The 17,370-nt window shown below is 56.2% G+C and carries 15 protein-coding genes; 6 read left to right on the plus strand and 9 right to left on the minus strand.

Annotation, left to right across the window (positions count from 1 at the left end):
- The 4 genes from sirB2 to hemA are packed head-to-tail and all read right to left on the minus strand — an operon-like array spanning position 1 to position 3,600.
- Complete coding sequence (gene sirB2, locus KTH07_RS10585) at positions 1-393, minus strand: invasion regulator SirB2 (protein WP_023296762.1); 393 nt, start codon at positions 391-393, stop codon at positions 1-3.
- On the minus strand, positions 390-1,220 hold the full coding sequence (gene prmC, locus KTH07_RS10590; RefSeq protein ID WP_023303859.1) for a peptide chain release factor N(5)-glutamine methyltransferase: 831 nt from the start codon (positions 1,218-1,220) through the stop codon (positions 390-392). Before prmC ends, sirB2 begins: the two co-directional genes overlap by 4 nt.
- On the minus strand, positions 1,220-2,302 hold the full coding sequence (gene prfA / locus KTH07_RS10595) for a peptide chain release factor 1 (protein ID WP_003856667.1): 1,083 nt from the start codon (positions 2,300-2,302) through the stop codon (positions 1,220-1,222). Before prfA ends, prmC begins: the two co-directional genes overlap by 1 nt.
- A 41-nt stretch (positions 2,303-2,343) precedes the next feature.
- Positions 2,344-3,600 (minus strand): glutamyl-tRNA reductase, encoded by a 1,257-nt coding sequence (gene hemA / locus KTH07_RS10600; protein WP_003856666.1) that lies wholly within the window; start codon positions 3,598-3,600, stop codon positions 2,344-2,346.
- A 201-nt stretch (positions 3,601-3,801) separates the two neighbouring features.
- Here hemA and lolB point away from each other — a divergent pair, with 201 nt between their 5' ends.
- The 4 genes from lolB to dauA all read left to right on the plus strand — a co-directional run bounded on the left by lolB (position 3,802) and on the right by dauA (position 8,156).
- Positions 3,802-4,413, plus strand: coding sequence for a lipoprotein insertase outer membrane protein LolB (gene lolB, locus KTH07_RS10605; protein ID WP_003856665.1), 612 nt, complete (start codon positions 3,802-3,804; stop codon positions 4,411-4,413).
- Entirely contained in the window at positions 4,410-5,279 is an 870-nt protein-coding gene (ispE, locus tag KTH07_RS10610; protein WP_017693293.1) for a 4-(cytidine 5'-diphospho)-2-C-methyl-D-erythritol kinase, read from the plus strand. Before lolB ends, ispE begins: the two co-directional genes overlap by 4 nt.
- 125 nt (positions 5,280-5,404) lie before the next feature.
- Positions 5,405-6,352, plus strand: a complete 948-nt coding sequence (gene prs, locus KTH07_RS10615; protein WP_003856663.1) for a ribose-phosphate diphosphokinase — start codon at positions 5,405-5,407, stop codon at positions 6,350-6,352.
- A 124-nt stretch (positions 6,353-6,476) separates the two neighbouring features.
- Entirely contained in the window at positions 6,477-8,156 is a 1,680-nt protein-coding gene (gene dauA, locus KTH07_RS10620; RefSeq protein ID WP_063161931.1) for a C4-dicarboxylic acid transporter DauA, read from the plus strand.
- Here the strand turns inward: dauA and KTH07_RS10625 are convergent.
- Entirely contained in the window at positions 8,142-9,200 is a 1,059-nt protein-coding gene (locus KTH07_RS10625) for a MerR family transcriptional regulator (RefSeq protein WP_023296767.1), read from the minus strand. The two genes, dauA and KTH07_RS10625, sit on opposite strands and share 15 nt — an antisense overlap.
- A gap of 119 nt (positions 9,201-9,319) precedes the next feature.
- Positions 9,320-9,595, minus strand: a complete 276-nt coding sequence (gene ychH, locus KTH07_RS10630) for a stress-induced protein YchH (RefSeq protein WP_032619557.1) — start codon at positions 9,593-9,595, stop codon at positions 9,320-9,322.
- Between the two features lie 274 nt (positions 9,596-9,869).
- Here ychH and pth point away from each other — a divergent pair, with 274 nt between their 5' ends.
- Positions 9,870-10,454 carry an aminoacyl-tRNA hydrolase gene (gene pth, locus KTH07_RS10635; protein ID WP_006810922.1) on the plus strand — a complete coding sequence of 195 codons (585 nt, stop codon included), beginning with the start codon at positions 9,870-9,872 and terminating at the stop codon, positions 10,452-10,454.
- 126 nt (positions 10,455-10,580) lie between these two features.
- Positions 10,581-11,675 carry a redox-regulated ATPase YchF gene (gene ychF, locus KTH07_RS10640; RefSeq protein ID WP_003856650.1) on the plus strand — a complete coding sequence of 365 codons (1,095 nt, stop codon included), beginning with the start codon at positions 10,581-10,583 and terminating at the stop codon, positions 11,673-11,675.
- A 71-nt stretch (positions 11,676-11,746) separates the two neighbouring features.
- On the opposite strand, the gene comJ is transcribed toward ychF, so the two are convergent.
- The 3 genes from comJ to KTH07_RS10655 all read right to left on the minus strand — a co-directional run bounded on the left by comJ (position 11,747) and on the right by KTH07_RS10655 (position 17,370).
- A complete protein-coding gene (gene comJ, locus KTH07_RS10645; protein ID WP_023303862.1) occupies positions 11,747-12,229 on the minus strand; it encodes a competence protein ComJ in 483 nt (160 codons plus the stop codon).
- A gap of 292 nt (positions 12,230-12,521) precedes the next feature.
- Positions 12,522-12,887 (minus strand): hypothetical protein, encoded by a 366-nt coding sequence (locus KTH07_RS10650; protein WP_032634362.1) that lies wholly within the window; start codon positions 12,885-12,887, stop codon positions 12,522-12,524.
- A 19-nt stretch (positions 12,888-12,906) separates the two neighbouring features.
- Positions 12,907-17,370, minus strand: coding sequence for an RHS repeat-associated core domain-containing protein (locus tag KTH07_RS10655; protein WP_023303864.1), 4,464 nt, complete (start codon positions 17,368-17,370; stop codon positions 12,907-12,909).

The following is a 17,370-nucleotide window of genomic DNA, read 5'->3' on the forward strand; positions in this document are numbered from 1 at the left end:
TTACCCCAGTAACGGTATTCTTGTGGTGGCGAGTTTAATGATGATGTACAGCACCACCAGACCCAGCAAAAAGGCGATAAACCCTGTCTGCTGGCTGCGCGGACGATGACGCCCAAGCGCGATAAAACCCAAAACGATGTAGATGATAACGCCAAACAGCTTTTCAGTCAGCCATGCGCCTTTATCAGTAAATGGCAGATAGCCGGTTTTCCACATTAACCCGGCTCCGGAAAGGAACAGCACCGTGTCGATACAGTGCGGGGCGATGCGTACCCAGCGGGCGTTAATCAGCGGATTGTTGCTGTAGCGCCACCAGTAGCGGGCAATGAAAAAGCCAATGGTCAGGGCAACGGAAATCAGGTGAACGGAGATCAGCAGCGTAAACAGGCTCATGACCACTGCCCCAGCGTCAGACGTTCATTGCCGCCGTAATCCCGGCAGGTTTCCACGGCAGCGTATCCGGCACGCGTAAACAGCGCTCGCACCGCCTCTCCCTGCGTCCAGCCATGTTCCACCAGCAGCCAGCCACCGGGAAGCAAATGTTGTCGTGACGTTGTCACAATGTGATCGAGATCCGCAAGTCCCTGATTCGCAGCGACCAGCGCGGTCAAAGGTTCAAAACGCACGTCGCCCTGCGCGAGATGCGGATCGTCTTCGTCGATGTAGGGCGGATTGCTGACAATCATTTCAAACATGCGGCTTTCAAGCGCGGCAAACCAGCTGCTTTGCAGAACGGAAACATTGTTCAGCCCCAGCCGTTCAACGTTGCGCCGCGCGAGGGCGACCGCATCAGGCATCACGTCTACCGCCGTCACGGTGCAGTCCGGTCGCTCGCTGGCAAGCGCCAGCGCAATCGCGCCGGTGCCAGTACCGAGATCGAGGATCTGACACGGCTGCGCCGGTAACCGCGCCAGCGCCTGCTCCACCAGACACTCGGTGTCCGGGCGCGGGATCAGCGTGGCCGCTGAAACGTACAGCGGAAGTGACCAGAACTCGCGTTCGCCAACCAGATGCGCCACCGGCTCGCCGGTTTTACGGCGGGCAAGCAGCGCCTCCAGCTGCGATTGCTGTTCAGCGGTCAGAGCGGTTTCGCCGAAAGCCAGAAGATACGTGCGGGCTTTACCCGTCACATGCTCAAGCAGAATTTCGGCGTCGCGCTTCGGGCTTTCACTTGCAGAAAGCTCACTGGCGGCATGGCGTAACCAGCGCTGAAAATCCATTAATCCTGCTCGGATAGTGCCGCCAGCTGGTCGGCCTGGTATTCCTGCACGATAGGCTCAATCAGCATATCGAGCTTGCCTTCCATCGCCTCATCCAGACGGTAGAGCGTCAGGTTGATGCGATGGTCGGTTACGCGACCCTGCGGGAAGTTATAGGTACGGTTACGGTCGCTACGATCGCCGCTGCCCAGCAGGTTACGGCGGGTAGAGGCTTCCGCCTGCTGGCGTTTCGCCATTTCCGCCGCGTGGATACGGGCGCCCAGCACGGATAACGCTTTAGCTTTGTTCTTGTGCTGGGAACGTTCATCCTGACACTCAACCACAATCCCGGTGGGCAGGTGAGTAATACGGATAGCGGAGTCGGTGGTGTTAACGTGCTGACCACCTGCCCCTGATGAGCGGAAGGTGTCGATGCGCAGATCTGCCGGGTTGATATCCGGCAGTTCCGCTTCCGGCAGCTCCGGCATCACCGCCACCGTACAGGCTGACGTATGAATGCGTCCCTGAGATTCTGTCGCAGGCACGCGCTGCACGCGGTGACCGCCGGATTCAAACTTGAGACGACCGTACACGCCGTCGCCGCTGATCTTGGCGATAACCTCTTTGTAGCCGCCATGCTCGCCTTCGTTGGCGCTCATGATCTCCACGCGCCAGCGACGGGATTCGGCATACCGGCTGTACATACGGAACAGATCTCCGGCGAACAGCGCCGCTTCGTCGCCACCGGTACCGGCGCGGACTTCCACAAAGGCGTTACGCTCATCATCCGGATCTTTCGGCAGCAGAAGCACCTGAAGCTGCTGCTCCATCTCTTCTGAACGCGCTTTCGCATCCTGTAACTCTTCCTGCGCCATCTCGCGCATCTCAGGATCGTCGAGCATCATCTGCGCGGTTTCGATATCTTCCTGGACCTGTCGCCAGTCGGTAAAGCATTTTGAAACATCACTTAACTGCGCGTATTCACGCGACAGCGCGCGAAAACGTTCCTGGTCGGCAATGGTCCCGGCATCACCGAGCAGCGCCTGGACTTCTTCATGGCGCTCGTGCAGAGCTTCCAGTTTAGCGACGATAGAAGGCTTCATAGGCGTAAATGCACCTTGTCTTAGAAAATGGGTATAGGGCGCTATTCCAGCCCGAGGCTGTTGCGCAGAATAGTCAGGCGTTCATCGTCCCCGTCACGGGCAGCCTGCTGAAGAGATTTGGTTGGGGCATGGATCAGGCGGTTGGTCAGTTTCCAGGCTAAATCCTGCATAATCGCCTGCGCGTCGCCGCCCTGTTCAAGGGCCGCTAACGCTTTGGCCGTCAGGTCATCACGCACCTGCTCCGCCTGACCGCGGTATTCGCGGATGGTCTCGCTGACGCTTTGCGCGCGCAGCCAGGCCATAAATTCGCTGGTTTCCTGTTCAACGATGGTTTCCGCCTGCACAGCCGCCGCCTTACGCTGGGCAAGGTTGTGCGAAATGATGCTTTGCAGGTCATCCACGCTGTACAGGTAGGCGTTCGCCAGTTTGCCCACTTCCGGTTCGACATCACGCGGAACGGCGATATCCACCAGCAGCATCGGCTGATTGCGGCGGGATTTCAGCGCACGCTCGACCATCCCTTTCCCGATAATCGGCAGCGGGCTGGCGGTAGAACTGATAATAATGTCCGCCTCTTTCAGACGTTCATCGATGTCGCTCAGCGCAATCACCTCAGCGCCCACTTCGTCCGCCAGCACCTGCGCACGTTCGCGGGTGCGGTTGGCAATGATCATCTTCTTCACCTTGTGTTCGCGAAGATGGCGCGCCACCAGCTCGATGGTTTCGCCCGCTCCCACCAGCAGTACGGTGACGGTCGACAGGGATTCAAAAATTTGACGGGCAAGGGTACAGGCCGCGAAAGCAACCGAAACCGCACTGGCGCCAATGTCGGTTTCGGTTCGCACACGCTTCGCCACGGAGAATGACTTCTGGAACATTCGTTCCAGTTCGCTGGCTTTCAGATGCCCTTTCTGGGAATCCGCGAAGGCTTTTTTCACCTGGCCAAGGATCTGCGGCTCGCCCAGCACCAGCGAATCCAGACCGCTGGCCACGCGCATCAGATGGCTGACCGCATCGTTATCCTGATGCCAGTACAGGCTGTTGCGCAGCTCTTCTTCGTTGAGGTTGTGGTAGTCACACAGCCAGCGGATCAGCGCCTCGTGCAGGTTGTCCTGCTCTTCTACGCTCAAATACAGCTCGGTACGGTTGCACGTCGACAGCACCACGCCACCCTGCACCATCGGCTGTGCAAGCAGGCTGTCCAGCGCCAGGTCGAGCGTATCCGGCGAAAACGTAACGCGTTCTCGCAGTGAAACCGGGGCCGTTTTGTGGTTAATACCGAGTGCTAATAGGGTCATGTTGAGCGGGAGTAGTACCAGCGTTAATAAGGTTAGCAGGACGCATCATACAGGATGCGCGAGATCAATAAAAGAGACTGCCCCCTTTCGGAGTAATAGCTTACGCCACGCTTTGAGATAATTTGAACGTAGACGGTGGCACCCTTCAACGCTAGCATTAACAGTTATAACTGCAACGTATCTCAAGGATTTGTCATCATTATGACCCGAATGATTCGCCTGCTGCCTCTGGCGGCCCTGGTTCTGACCGCCTGTTCCGTTCATCAGCCGAAAGGCCCGGGCAAAAGCCCTGACTCACCGCAGTGGCGTCAGCACCAGCAGGACGTGCTGAAATTAAGCCAGTACCAGACCCGCGGTGCATTTGCTTATCTCTCTGACGAACAAAAAGTTTACGCTCGCTTCTTCTGGCAGCAAACGGGTCAGGACAACTATCGCCTGCTGCTGCTGAACCCGCTGGGCAGCACCGAGCTGGAGCTTAACGCGAAGCCTGGCGAAGCGCAGATCACCGATAACAAAGGCCAGCATTACACGGCAACCGACGCCGAAGAGATGATTGGCAAGCTGACCGGAATGCCGATTCCGCTCAATAGTCTGCGCCAGTGGATCCTCGGCCTGCCGGGTGACGCAACCGACTATACGCTCGACGATCAATACCGTCTGAGCCAGGTGAACTACACCCAGGGCGGTAAAACCTGGAAAGTGGTGTACAGCGCGTATGACAGCAAGACGCAACCGTCGCTGCCGTCCAATATGGAGCTGACGCAGGGTAGCCAGCGTATCAAGCTGAAAATGGACAACTGGATCGTTAAATGATGACCCACTGGCCCTCTCCCGCAAAACTGAACCTGTTTCTCTACATTACCGGGCAGCGCGCTGACGGCTATCACACCCTGCAAACGCTGTTTCAGTTTGTCGATTACGGCGACACCATCTCCATCGAACCGCGTCAGGACGGGCAGATTTGCCTGCTGACGCCGGTCGACGGCGTGGCGCATGACGATAACCTGATCGTGCGCGCTGCCCGCCTGCTAATGAAAACGGCGTCGACGTCGGGTCGTCTGCCGGCGGGAAGCGGTGCGGATATCCGTATCGACAAACGCCTGCCGATGGGCGGCGGTCTTGGCGGCGGCTCATCAAACGCCGCGACCGTACTGGTGGCGCTTAACCACCTCTGGGGCTGCGGTCTGACGACGGACGAACTGGCAGCGTTAGGGTTGACGCTGGGCGCCGATGTACCGGTGTTTGTGCGCGGCCACGCGGCGTTCGCTGAAGGTGTCGGTGAAATCCTCACGCCGGTCGATCCGCCGGAAAAATGGTATCTGATCGTTCACCCCGGCGTGAGCATTCCTACCCCGGTCATCTTTAAAGATCCTGACCTGAAAAGAAATACCCCGGCACGGTCAATAAAAACGTTATTAAATTGTGAATTCAGCAACGATTGCGAGGATATCGCAAGAAAACGTTTTCGCGAGGTTGATGCGGTGCTTTCCTGGCTGTTAGAATACGCGCCGTCGCGCCTGACCGGTACAGGGGCCTGTGTCTTTGCTGAATTTGACACCGAAACCGCCGCCCGTCAGGTGCTTGAGCAAGCGCCGGTTTGGCTGCATGGTTTTGTAGCACGCGGGATGAACACCTCCCCCCTACAGCAGGCCATTCTGGCGCAGACTGAGTTTCGGTGACAACGTCACCCTGTTCCAGACGTTGCATCGCGCTCTTTAATACACCGCCTGGATAGCGTTTGCTTAGGCCCCGCAGTTTGCGGCGAACGCTATCCACCACTGGACGCATGCCTGAGGTTCTTCTCGTGCCTGATATGAAGCTTTTTGCTGGTAACGCCACCCCGGAACTAGCACAACGTATTGCCAACCGCCTGTACACTTCCCTCGGCGACGCCGCTGTAGGTCGCTTTAGCGACGGCGAAGTCAGCGTACAAATTAACGAAAATGTACGCGGTGGTGATATTTTCATCATCCAGTCCACCTGTGCTCCAACGAATGACAACCTGATGGAATTGGTTGTTATGGTCGACGCGCTGCGTCGTGCTTCTGCTGGCCGTATCACTGCTGTTATTCCTTACTTTGGCTATGCACGTCAGGACCGTCGCGTCCGTTCCGCGCGTGTGCCAATCACCGCTAAAGTTGTCGCTGACTTCCTGTCCAGCGTCGGCGTTGACCGCGTACTGACGGTTGACCTGCACGCAGAGCAGATCCAGGGCTTCTTCGACGTGCCGGTTGATAACGTATTCGGCAGCCCAATCCTGCTGGAAGACATGCTGCAACTGAATCTGGACAACCCGATTGTGGTTTCTCCGGACATCGGCGGCGTGGTACGTGCTCGTGCTATCGCGAAGCTGCTGAACGATACCGACATGGCGATCATCGACAAACGCCGTCCGCGCGCTAACGTTTCTCAGGTGATGCACATCATCGGTGACGTGGCTGGCCGCGACTGCGTGTTGGTGGACGACATGATCGATACCGGCGGTACGCTGTGTAAAGCCGCTGAAGCGCTGAAAGAGCGTGGTGCGAAACGCGTATTCGCTTACGCCACTCACCCGATCTTCTCCGGCAATGCGGTAAACAACCTCCGTAACTCCGTCATTGACGAAGTTGTGGTGTGCGATACCATTCCACTGAGCGACGAGATCAAAGCGCTGCCAAACGTGCGTACGTTGACTCTGTCCGGGATGCTGGCCGAAGCGATTCGTCGTATCAGCAACGAAGAATCGATCTCTGCAATGTTCGAACACTGATCGAACACGGCCAAAAAACCCGCTACGGCGGGTTTTTTTGTTTATAGTATTTATTTGTATGACTTATGCCTCCTTCACCTGCCATTCACATGACAGATGATGCGCACACGGATGATAGATAATTGTGAAAAACGTAACCTCCTCACATGTTCTGCCCTTTCGCGCCCTCATCGACGCCTTCTGGAAAGAGAAATACACATCGTCACGCTTTGTTCGTGACCTGATAGCCGGGATCACCGTCGGGATTATTGCCATCCCGCTGGCGATGGCGCTGGCGATTGGTAGCGGCGTCGCGCCGCAGTACGGGCTGTACACCTCGGCCGTTGCGGGGATTGTGATTGCGCTGACGGGCGGGTCCCGCTTCAGCGTCTCCGGCCCGACTGCCGCCTTTGTGGTGATCCTCTACCCGGTTTCCCAACAGTTTGGTCTGGCAGGCCTGCTGGTTGCCACCCTAATGTCCGGCATCTTTTTAATTCTGTTTGGTCTGGCCCGCTTTGGTCGCCTGATTGAATATATTCCCCTTTCCGTAACGCTGGGGTTCACCTCGGGGATTGGGATTACCATCGGGACCATGCAGATTAAGGATTTCCTCGGCCTGCAAATGGCCCATGTTCCGGAGCACTATTTACAGAAAGTGGGCGCGCTGTTTATGGCGTTGCCGACGGCCAACCTGGGCGATGCAGCCATTGGCATCGTTACCCTCGGCACACTTATCGTCTGGCCTCGCTTAGGCATTCGTCTCCCGGGGCATCTGCCCGCTCTGCTGCTGGGCTGCGCGGTGATGGGCGTTGTCAACCTGCTCGGTGGACAGGTCGCCACCATTGGCTCCCAGTTCCACTATATTCTGGCGGACGGCTCACAGGGCAGCGGCATTCCGCAGCTGCTGCCGCAGCTGGTTCTGCCGTGGGACATGCCGGGCTCAAGCTTCACCCTAAGCTGGGATTCCCTTCGCGCTCTGCTGCCTGCCGCGTTCTCCATGGCTATGCTGGGCGCGATTGAATCCCTGCTCTGCGCCGTCGTGCTCGACGGCATGACCGGAACTAAGCACAAAGCCAACAGCGAGCTGGTCGGCCAGGGCATAGGGAACATCGTTGCACCGTTCTTCGGCGGTATTACCGCTACGGCTGCGATTGCCCGTTCCGCCGCGAACGTACGTGCGGGCGCGACATCACCGGTTTCGGCGGTCATTCACTCCCTGCTGGTGATCATGGCGCTGCTTATCCTTGCCCCGCTGCTTTCATGGCTTCCACTCTCTGCCATGGCTGCGTTGCTGCTGATGGTGGCCTGGAACATGAGTGAGGCGCATAAGGTGGTTAACCTGCTGCGCCGTGCGCCGAAAGACGACATTATCGTGATGCTGATCTGCATGTCGCTGACCGTGCTGTTCGATATGGTTATCGCCATCAGCGTCGGCATTGTGCTGGCCTCGCTGCTGTTTATGCGCCGCATCGCGCAGATGACGCGTCTCTCCCCGGTTAACGTTGAGGTGCCTGACGATGTGCTGGTGCTGCGCGTGATTGGTCCGCTGTTCTTCGCCGCAGCGGAAGGTTTGTTCAGCGATTTGGAATCCCGCATCGCGGGCAAACGGATTGTGGTGCTGAAGTGGGATGCCGTCCCGGTGCTGGATGCCGGCGGTCTGGATGCCTTCCAGCGCTTTGTTGCCCGCCTGCCGGAAGGCTGCGAGCTGCGGATAAGTAACCTTGAATTCCAGCCCCTGCGCACCATGGCGCGCGCGGGCGTGCAGCCGATCCCTGGCCGATTGTCCTTCTACCCTAACCGTGAAGCTGCGTTAGCGGATCTGTGAGTCATCTGATGCAGAGACTCGTCTTTGCATCATCACCCCGATCGCCTGCTGGAGCCATTCAAGCACGGCAGGCGTCATCCACGTGCCTTTCATCAGATGCGGCTCCTGCTGCATGGCGAGGCGAAATTTTTGCTGGGTCTGCGGGTTTGTTCCTGCATAGGACTGGAATAAAACCAGCCACTTTTCTGCCAGCTTTTGCGCATCGTCAGAAGCGGGACTGAGATTATCCTGCTGCGCCTGATGCAGCTTCGCCACCAGCGGCGGCCACTCCATCATCCGGTCAAAGTAGTGCGCCCGGGTAAAGGCCATCTCTTCGGCAGTGAGATATTTCTCCCAGATGCTGAGCTTTGATTCGGCAAACGCCCGCGTGATGTAATCAGTTATCTCCGGCGTAATGCCGGTTTGCTCCTGCATCTGCGGCTCCACGCTGTGCATCTCGTTCAGACGGGTCAAAAATTCCGGTTTGCCTGCGGTATCCTGCTCCAGGCGTTCCATCCACCGTGAAGCCAAATCGGTCGCCCGCGCGTCCGTGACGCTGACGTTCTGTTCCAGCAAGTGTTTAACCTCCGTCACCAGACCCGACCAGATATCCGCCAGCGCCTCTTTCTCTACCGCAAACGGTAGTTGCTGCAACTCTTCTTTGCTAAACCAGCGATCGTACATATTCATTAACTCCAGAGTCTGTAGCCAGGATTCCAGATCCGGCGTCGCATCGTCGGTCAGCCCGGTACGCAATTCCACCAGCCGGTTGCGCAGCGTATGGATGCTACGCAGTTGCTTGTCCAGCAGAGTGATTTGCCCGTCGAGTAATTCGGCTAATGACAGCGAACGCTGTTCCAGAAAATCCCTGATTTCGGCAAGCTCCAGTCCGGCTTTTGCCAGCGCCTGGATCATATGCAGACGCTGCACATCCGCCAGGTTATAAAGCCGGTAGCCTGCCGCGCTTCTGGCAGAAGGTAACAACAGCCCTGTTTGCTCGTAGTGATGCAAAGTCCGCACGGTGATCCCGGCACGTTTCGCCAGTTCACCCACCTGTATCAACATAACGGCTCCTTTTGTTCTGCCAGTGTCGTTACTCTGAAGCCTTACGTTACGTGAGGGTCAATGCGTCATGCAAAAAAAACGACTTCAGATGAAGTCGTTTCGGTGTTCTTTATGGGGCACTAGCTATGCTTGTGCTGGTCGCGGCGGCATCGTTTATCGTAATGGCGCACCCACCAGTATTTATCGCAGACTTCCTCATGTCCGCTCACGCGCGCCCCGGCGAGCCACAATACCGCACCAAGGAAGATACTCAGCACCGCGCCATGCGCAAAGTATTGTGGGAGGTCAAGCTGCGGTAATTGGTTTAAGATTGAATAACCGACACCGGCGACCATCACGAACAGTCCCAACCCCATTAGCACGTTACCGAGCATTGAAGCGTTTTTGCGTTTCATATGTCACCTCCGGAACTTTGGGTTGTCAGGGGAAAAGCCCCTTCTCCTTGTGTGTAAAGTATAGACAACGCCTCTTATATGAGTTGCGTGAATGATCACATTTACTGATAACTCCCGGACAAAAATTTACAAATAAGACATTGAACAGCTTGAAATTCTAATTGTTCAAAGAGGAAATTATTCGCATTTCGGTGTACAGCAGGCAGAACTTTGTCAAGCGGCGCGCCAGACAGTAAACTACGCGCCAGATCTGGAACCCATTAGGAAGTAAATCGTGACGATTAAACTGATTGTCGGCCTCGCCAATCCGGGCGCAGAGTATGCCGCTACCCGCCATAACGCCGGCGCCTGGTATGTTGATCTGCTGGCGGAGCGTTTGCGCGCTCCCCTGCGTGAAGAACCCAAGTTTTACGGGTATACCTCACGCATCAATCTTGCGGGTGCTGACGTGCGGTTGCTGGTGCCAACCACCTTTATGAACCTGAGCGGCAAAGCCGTGGCGGCCATGGCAACGTTTTATCGCATCAATCCGGATGAGATCCTGGTGGCCCACGACGAACTGGACCTGCCGCCAGGCGTGGCGAAGTTCAAACTGGGCGGCGGTCATGGCGGCCATAATGGTCTGAAAGACATCATCAGCAAACTGGGTAATAACCCTAATTTCCACCGTTTGCGCGTGGGAATCGGCCATCCGGGCGATAAAAACAAAGTTGTTGGTTTCGTACTGGGTAAACCCCCGGTTTCTGAGCAGAAGTTGATTGACGAAGCGGTGGACGAAGCGGCCCGCTGCACCGAGATTTGGCTTCAGGATGGCCTGACGAAAGCCACCAATCGACTGCACGCTTTCAAAGCGCAATAATCGGCGCCCTGGGGCCTTTTTACCGCGCGTCGCGCGGGTTACGTGTATAATAGGCGTAGTTATTTACTTTTCTTCAATCGGTTATCGTTAACGGATTGATTATCAAGATATTAAGGTGATTTAGAAATGGGATTCAAATGCGGTATCGTCGGTCTGCCAAACGTGGGCAAATCCACCCTGTTCAACGCGCTCACCAAAGCAGGTATTGAAGCGGCGAACTTCCCGTTCTGTACCATCGAGCCGAACACCGGTGTTGTTCCTATGCCCGATCCGCGTCTGGACCAGCTCGCGGAAATCGTGAAGCCGCAGCGCATTCTGCCAACCACCATGGAGTTCGTGGACATCGCGGGCCTGGTAAAAGGCGCATCCAAAGGTGAAGGCCTGGGCAACCAGTTCCTGACCAACATCCGTGAAACCGAAGCGATCGGCCACGTTGTGCGCTGCTTCGAGAACGACAACATTATCCACGTTAACAACAAAGTGGATCCAGCTGACGACATCGACGTCATCAACACCGAGCTGGCCCTCTCTGACCTCGACACCTGCGAGCGCGCCATTCACCGCGTGCAGAAGAAAGCCAAAGGCGGCGACAAAGACGCGAAAGCGGAACTGGCTGCGCTGGAAAAATGTCTGCCACAGCTGGAAAACGCGGGCATGCTGCGCGCGCTGAAAAACCTGACTGACGAAGACAAAGCGGCGATCAAATACCTGAGCTTCCTGACCCTGAAGCCTACCATGTACATCGCCAACGTTAACGAAGACGGTTTCGAGAACAACCCGTATCTGGACAAAGTGCGTGAAATCGCTGCGGCTGAAGGCTCTGTAGTGGTAGCGGTTTGCGCTGCCGTTGAATCTGATATTGCAGAGCTGGACGACGCCGACCGCGAAGAGTTCATGGCCGAGCTGGGTCTGGAAGAGCCGGGCCTGAACCGCGTGATCCGCGCGGGCTATGAGCTGCTGAACCTGCAAACCTACTTCACCGCTGGTGTAAAAGAAGTGCGTGCGTGGACCATCCCTGTCGGTGCGACCGCGCCTCAGGCGGCCGGTAAGATCCACACCGACTTCGAGAAAGGCTTCATTCGTGCGCAGACTATCGCGTTTGAAGACTTCATAACCTACAAGGGTGAGCAAGGCGCGAAAGAAGCAGGCAAGATGCGTGCGGAAGGGAAAGATTACATCGTTAAAGATGGCGACGTGATGAACTTCTTGTTTAATGTTTGATTTGTTTTGAATGAAAAAAATCCACGCTTTGGCGTGGATTTTTTTTCGTTCTTATTTAGTTATTATTAACGTTAAAAAACACCTTCTTTGAGTGGATTATCTTTTTTTCCGCCCCAAGGGTCGTCTAATAAAAACTTAGCTGTGACAGTGTCTTTTTCCGGCACAAGAGTGAAATTGTAATAAATTTCATCCCCTTCACAAATCTCATAATAGAGCGAATACGTTTTGTTGGTTACATTTATGTTTATGTCAAATTTCTCTGTCGCAGAAGCCACCTGAAGCTTATTTTTATCTGTAATAAAAAATGGCACTACAATGCAGCGTTGAGCATTTTCATCTAAATTAAAAGTATTTTCTATTTTAATATTTACGTTTGCTCCAAATGCGTCCTCAGGTAAAGGATCAAAAATAACATAATCTTTATGAATCACAGCGCCTTGAGATACATTACCTTTGCCCCACTGGCTCAGTTTTTCATCATAGTCTCGTGATCGTAGCAATATTTGACTATGTGTGATAAGTAGATCAACTGTTTGTATGTTTTTATTATTCATTATTTTACCTTGACTTTTATTCTTGTAACATCTGGCAATTCTGATAAAACATTACCAATATAATACTTGAAGCCGCACCAGAGTTACTGCCTTTCTACATAAGTTATCAGCTCCAGCGTACCGCTGGGCAAACCGTGGAATCAGAAGTTCTCCGTCGCTTCAAGGCTGACAATACGGGCCAGCAAAGTTTATTATCTGGATAGCTATGGCTAAGAATATGATGAGCCTCGTGTTTAGTGTTATGATTGTATTAATCCACAAAAACTTTACTTTAAAATGGCTTTATCAGATTCTAATAAGATGGCGCCATTCTTGTTATCACTTTTTTATCCAAGTCTAAAGAATAATGCCAATCATACCAACCATTTATTTTTTCCGAAAAGGAGCAGACAATCAAAACCTCTTTTTTATCGTTTAATGTCAAATAAGAAAAAGACGCACCTTCTGGAGGCGCAAATGTTGAAAGCAAAGTCCCATCAATATTTAAAACAGTTAATAACACGGGTAAGGGTAATGGTTTACTCAATACAAAAATTAATTTTCTCTTTTCATCTATCATTGCCAGATCTAAATCATCTATAACGATAGCTACTTGGTGTGTATTATATATCCAATGCAATTCATTCTTTTCTTTATCACAGGTAAAATTATTAATCATTTTAATCTCATTTTATAACTTAGGGCTTGAGCAACGACTCGTCAATAACTTCCAAATAATTCATGCGTTCTGCAGGTGGCACAGCCATTTCGACTTGTGAACCGCCGCCAGGCAGATATACATTCGCACCTTTATCAACTTGAGGTCCAACTGCACCAATTTTAACTGGTAATGGTTTCTTAACTTCATAAGTTATTACTCTATCAATATCCGGTTTCCATTCCATCTTCACAGCGAGCTCATTTCTAACATATGAAGCATTAGGAATATCGTCAAATGTAGCAAACCCTCCAGGTCTCGTCGCTGGCTGGCCTGGAGATACGGCCATTTTTACTCGAGTCCCTGGGACTAATGTTGCATCTAAAGGAGGCTCATTTAATGGCCAAGGCGATTGTTCATTCACTAATTTGTTATAAGCAGAAGCCGCTTCAGTTGATGATTTGAAACGACCTTTATGCTGCCGCTGAAAATCATTCCAAGTATTAGTTCGCCCACATCGTAAACCTAATGGATCCACCCAACCCAGCGCATTCGGCGCATACTGGTAAAGGTTAATCCCTCCCGCCAGCCCTATCGGGTCCTGCTGCGTAAACCTTCCGCAGTCCGGGTCGTAATACCGGAACAGATTGTAGTGCAGCCCTGTCTCACGGTCCAGGTATTGCCCCTGCATACGCAGGTTCTGGGAATATCCTGATACCTGCGTCTCGCTTTCCCGCAGCAGTTTGCCCCAGGCGCTGTTCACCCCTTCCCATCGCACCTGCCCTTCGCTATCCGTCATCCGCTCCGGCGTGCCGTTGGGCTGGCAGTGGAACCAGAAGAATTCCGGGGCATCAACGCCGTCAATACGTGCCAGCGGATCGTAGCTGTCCTGATCGCTGTAGACGTAGGTGAGCGGCACATCCCCGTGCACCTCCTGCAACAGCCGGAACCCTTCCCAGACAAACCGGGTGGTGACCGGCTTGCCGGTTGGCTGGCCGCCCAGCATCTGGCGGCGCGTTTTGCTGATGCGTCGCCCGAGCGGGTCATAGCGGAAGCTGACCTGCGTCTGCGGCCTGTTGCGGTCCCGCGGCTGGCTGATGACCTCCGTCAGGCGGTGCTCGCCGTCGTAGCGGTAGTTCCAGCGGGTCTGGCCGTTATCCTTCTCCACGGTGCGGCCGTGGATGTCATAGCGCCAGCGAATGCCGTTGAGGTGCGTCAGACGGTTGTGCGTGACCTTCTCAGCAGAGCCTTCGAGCGGGTTACCGGCAGCATCCCAGCGCCACTGCTCCTGGCCGGGCAGCGTGCCGTCCTGAACCAGCAGACGTCCGGCGCTGTCGTACTGCCAGCGGTACCAGCTGAACGGGTTATCGTCCCGCTCTTCCCGCACCAGGTTATTGCGATAGTCGTAATCCCAGCGGCGGGACCAGCGGCGCGGCGACGGGCGCTGGGCATTGCCGGTAAAGACGTCCCGGCGATGCAGTCGGCCAAGGCGGTCGTATTCGCTGCGGGTGGTCAGCAGCCCCTGCGTACGGCTGGTTTCACGGTGGAGTTCGTCGCGGGTAAAGTCGGAGACCGACAGCTTATCAAGGGCAATGCTGAGCAGATGCCCGCTACCGTAGTAGAACTGTTTCAGCTCCCGACCATCGGGCAGCGTGACGGAGGTGCGGTTACCCAGCGCGTCATACTCCCACGCCAGCTCCCCGTGTTCGCCCGTTTCGCGCGTGACGCGCCCGAGCGCGTCATACTCAAACACAAGCTCCTGCTCGGCCTCGGCGCTCCAGGCATCTTCTGAAAGCGCGGGATGCAGCCCAATCCGGCTCAGAAGGCCGGACGGGGTGTAGTGGTAGCGGGTCTGCCCCTCCGGCGTGGTGCGGGCGACCAGCTGGCCGCTCGCGCTCCAGGCGAAAGCGTGGGTGATGGCCTCCGGATGTCCGGCGGCAAAGGTGCGCGCTATCGTACGTCCGCAGGCATCGTAGCGATACTGCGAGGCCACGCCATCGAGTCCCACCTCTTCCAGCAGCAGCGAGTCTGCGCCCCAGCGGAACTGATACGCTTCGCCGTTTTCGTTTTCCATGGCGACCAGCCGTCCGCGGCTGTCCCAGCGGCGGCGCACCTCTTCACCCTGCGTATTGCGGGTGGCGGTTAAGCGCCCTGCCTCGTCGTATCTGAACTCGCTCTCTTTCCCGTCGGCGCCCGCATGCTTCACCGGCAGACCACGTTCGTTCCATTTGAGCGACTCGGTCCAGCCTTCTGATCGGTCGAGCTGCACCGGACGCCCCGCGGCGTCGTAGCGGTAACGCGTCTCTTCGCCGTCGGCGCTTATCTCAGCCACCAGCCAGCCCAGCGGATGATAACGGTATTGTGTCACGCGGCCAGAACAGTCCGTCGCACGCACCATCTGCCCGGCTTCGTTGTACTCCTGGTAGCGGCTGTTCCCGGCGGCATCAACTTCTTCCACAACCTGACCAAACTCGTCCCGACGCAGCAGCGTGGTCTGCCCCATCGGATCCACCACGCGTTTCAGCCCGTGATGTTCGTCATACAGGAACCGGGTGGCGCTACCGTCGGCTTCGATGATGGACGCCGGAAGCGCACGGTGCTCCAGCCAGGTGGTGGTGCGGGTATTGCCGTCGGCGTCGATCTCCTGCACCCGGTTGCCCATCTCGTCATAGACGAAGGTAACGGCATTACCCAGCGGATCGATGCGACGCGTGAGGAGTTCGTTGTCATCCCACTCGTAGCGCCAGTTCTCACCGCGCTCGTCAACGTAGCGAACAATCAGGTTTTGCGCGTTCCAGTAATGCTTTCGCGTCTGACCGTCGTAGTGATCGACGGTCGTCAGCCCGGCGGCTAAATCGTAGGTAAAGCGACAGCCGTCGCCGGTGCTGGTGCGATTTTCCACCACGCGCCAGTGGTCGAATTTTTGCCAGCGGTATTCGCTCTCCAGCCCGCCCGGCAGACGGTGCCAGACCATCAGGCCATCATCGTTATAACGGTATTCACGGGTTACCACGCCGGAGGCATCCGTTGCGCTGGCCAGCTGGCCGCGCGCGTCGTACCCCCACTGCATCAGCGGCCATGTCTGGTTGCCGTCAAAATGGCTGGCAGCGGTAACGCGCTGCGGGAAACGTTCATCGTCATAGCGCAGGGTGACATCGATCGCTCGCGGCTCATCGTGCAGACCGACCAGCCGCCCGTGCTCATCCCATTCCGTCAGCAACGCGTTGCCGTACTCGTCGCTGAGGGAGGCCAGGCGCAGGATGGAGGGGTTAGCGCGGGTCGGTTTATACAGACGCCACACCGCGCCGTCATCGTCAGCTATCGCCACGTCGCCGCTCTCATTGCGGCGGATAATGATGCCTTCGCTGATGCTGTAAAACGCGCGGTCGACCGGCGGCAGTTCAAAGCTCAGCTCGCGCCCGGTTTCATCGAACCAGGTGGCGTTGTTTTCTTCCAGCGCCAGATAGCTGTCAAAGGTGGTAGCCCAGCCCAGACCGAAAAGCCCTTCGCGGGTGGTCAGGCTGTTGTAGCTGCGCTGCCAGCGCAGCGGAAAGCGCCCTGGCAGCGAGAAATCGAGTTCGTCGTCGTCATTCAGCACCTTCACGCCGGTAGCGGCGTGAACCGGGTGCGAGGAGCCGAACACGGCGTTGACGGCCATATCCGCCAGCATCCCGCCACCGGCAGCAGCCAGCGCGCAGGGCATGTTTTTCAGGATCTTGCCTGGCCGCCCGCGCAGCAGGGAGAGCGCAATCATCCCCAGCGCCAGACCCGGCGTTTTACCGCTTTTGATATCGCGGACCGTGAGCGTGTCGCCGCCTATGATCACGTTCGGGGAGACGTCGTCGGAAACGGTGCCCTCGCAGGTGGTGCGATCTTTTGCGCGCACCGCAGGCTGTCCGTTGATGAAGACGCTTTTCGAGCCTTCCGCCAGATACTGCGGCCCGGAGTGTTTATCACACGCCACCTTGTCTTCTTCCAGCGGCGAGGTCCCTGCGGCGGCAGAGGCGACGCTCGGCTGCCACATCTCGCTGCCGAACTGTCCGGCAGCGGAGAGCAGCATGCCCGCGTAGTCGGCAAAGCTGCCCGGCGACTGCGGCTCAGGGGACGGGGTATCGGCAGGGGTTAACGTCCCGGCGGCGCGTGCAGCGGGAAGTTTATTTGTCAGAACATTGCTCGAACCGGTGGTGATTTTGCCCGCGGGCGACGGCGGGAAAAGCGCGTTACCCAGCCCTTCAGCGGCGTTGCTGATATCGTCGGTGATCCCGGCGACGTTCGCCAGAACCCCGCCGATAATGCCGCTCAACAGACAGCTGGATCCAATCGCCGCCACGCCTGCTGCTGCGGCCCCGGCTCCCAGCAGTGGGGCCGCGACGGTCGCTGCCGCGCCCACCGCCGCGCCAATCACCGCATAGGCGGCACCTTCCGCCACAATGCTGGTAATATCAGCAAAAATGCTGGAGTGAATAATCTCGTCGCCCTTACGGGCCGCGTTGTTATCGCTCAT

The sequence above is a fragment of the Enterobacter cloacae complex sp. ECL72 genome (assembly GCF_019056635.1).
GTDB classification, from domain to species: Bacteria; Pseudomonadota; Gammaproteobacteria; order Enterobacterales; family Enterobacteriaceae; genus Enterobacter; species Enterobacter hormaechei_C.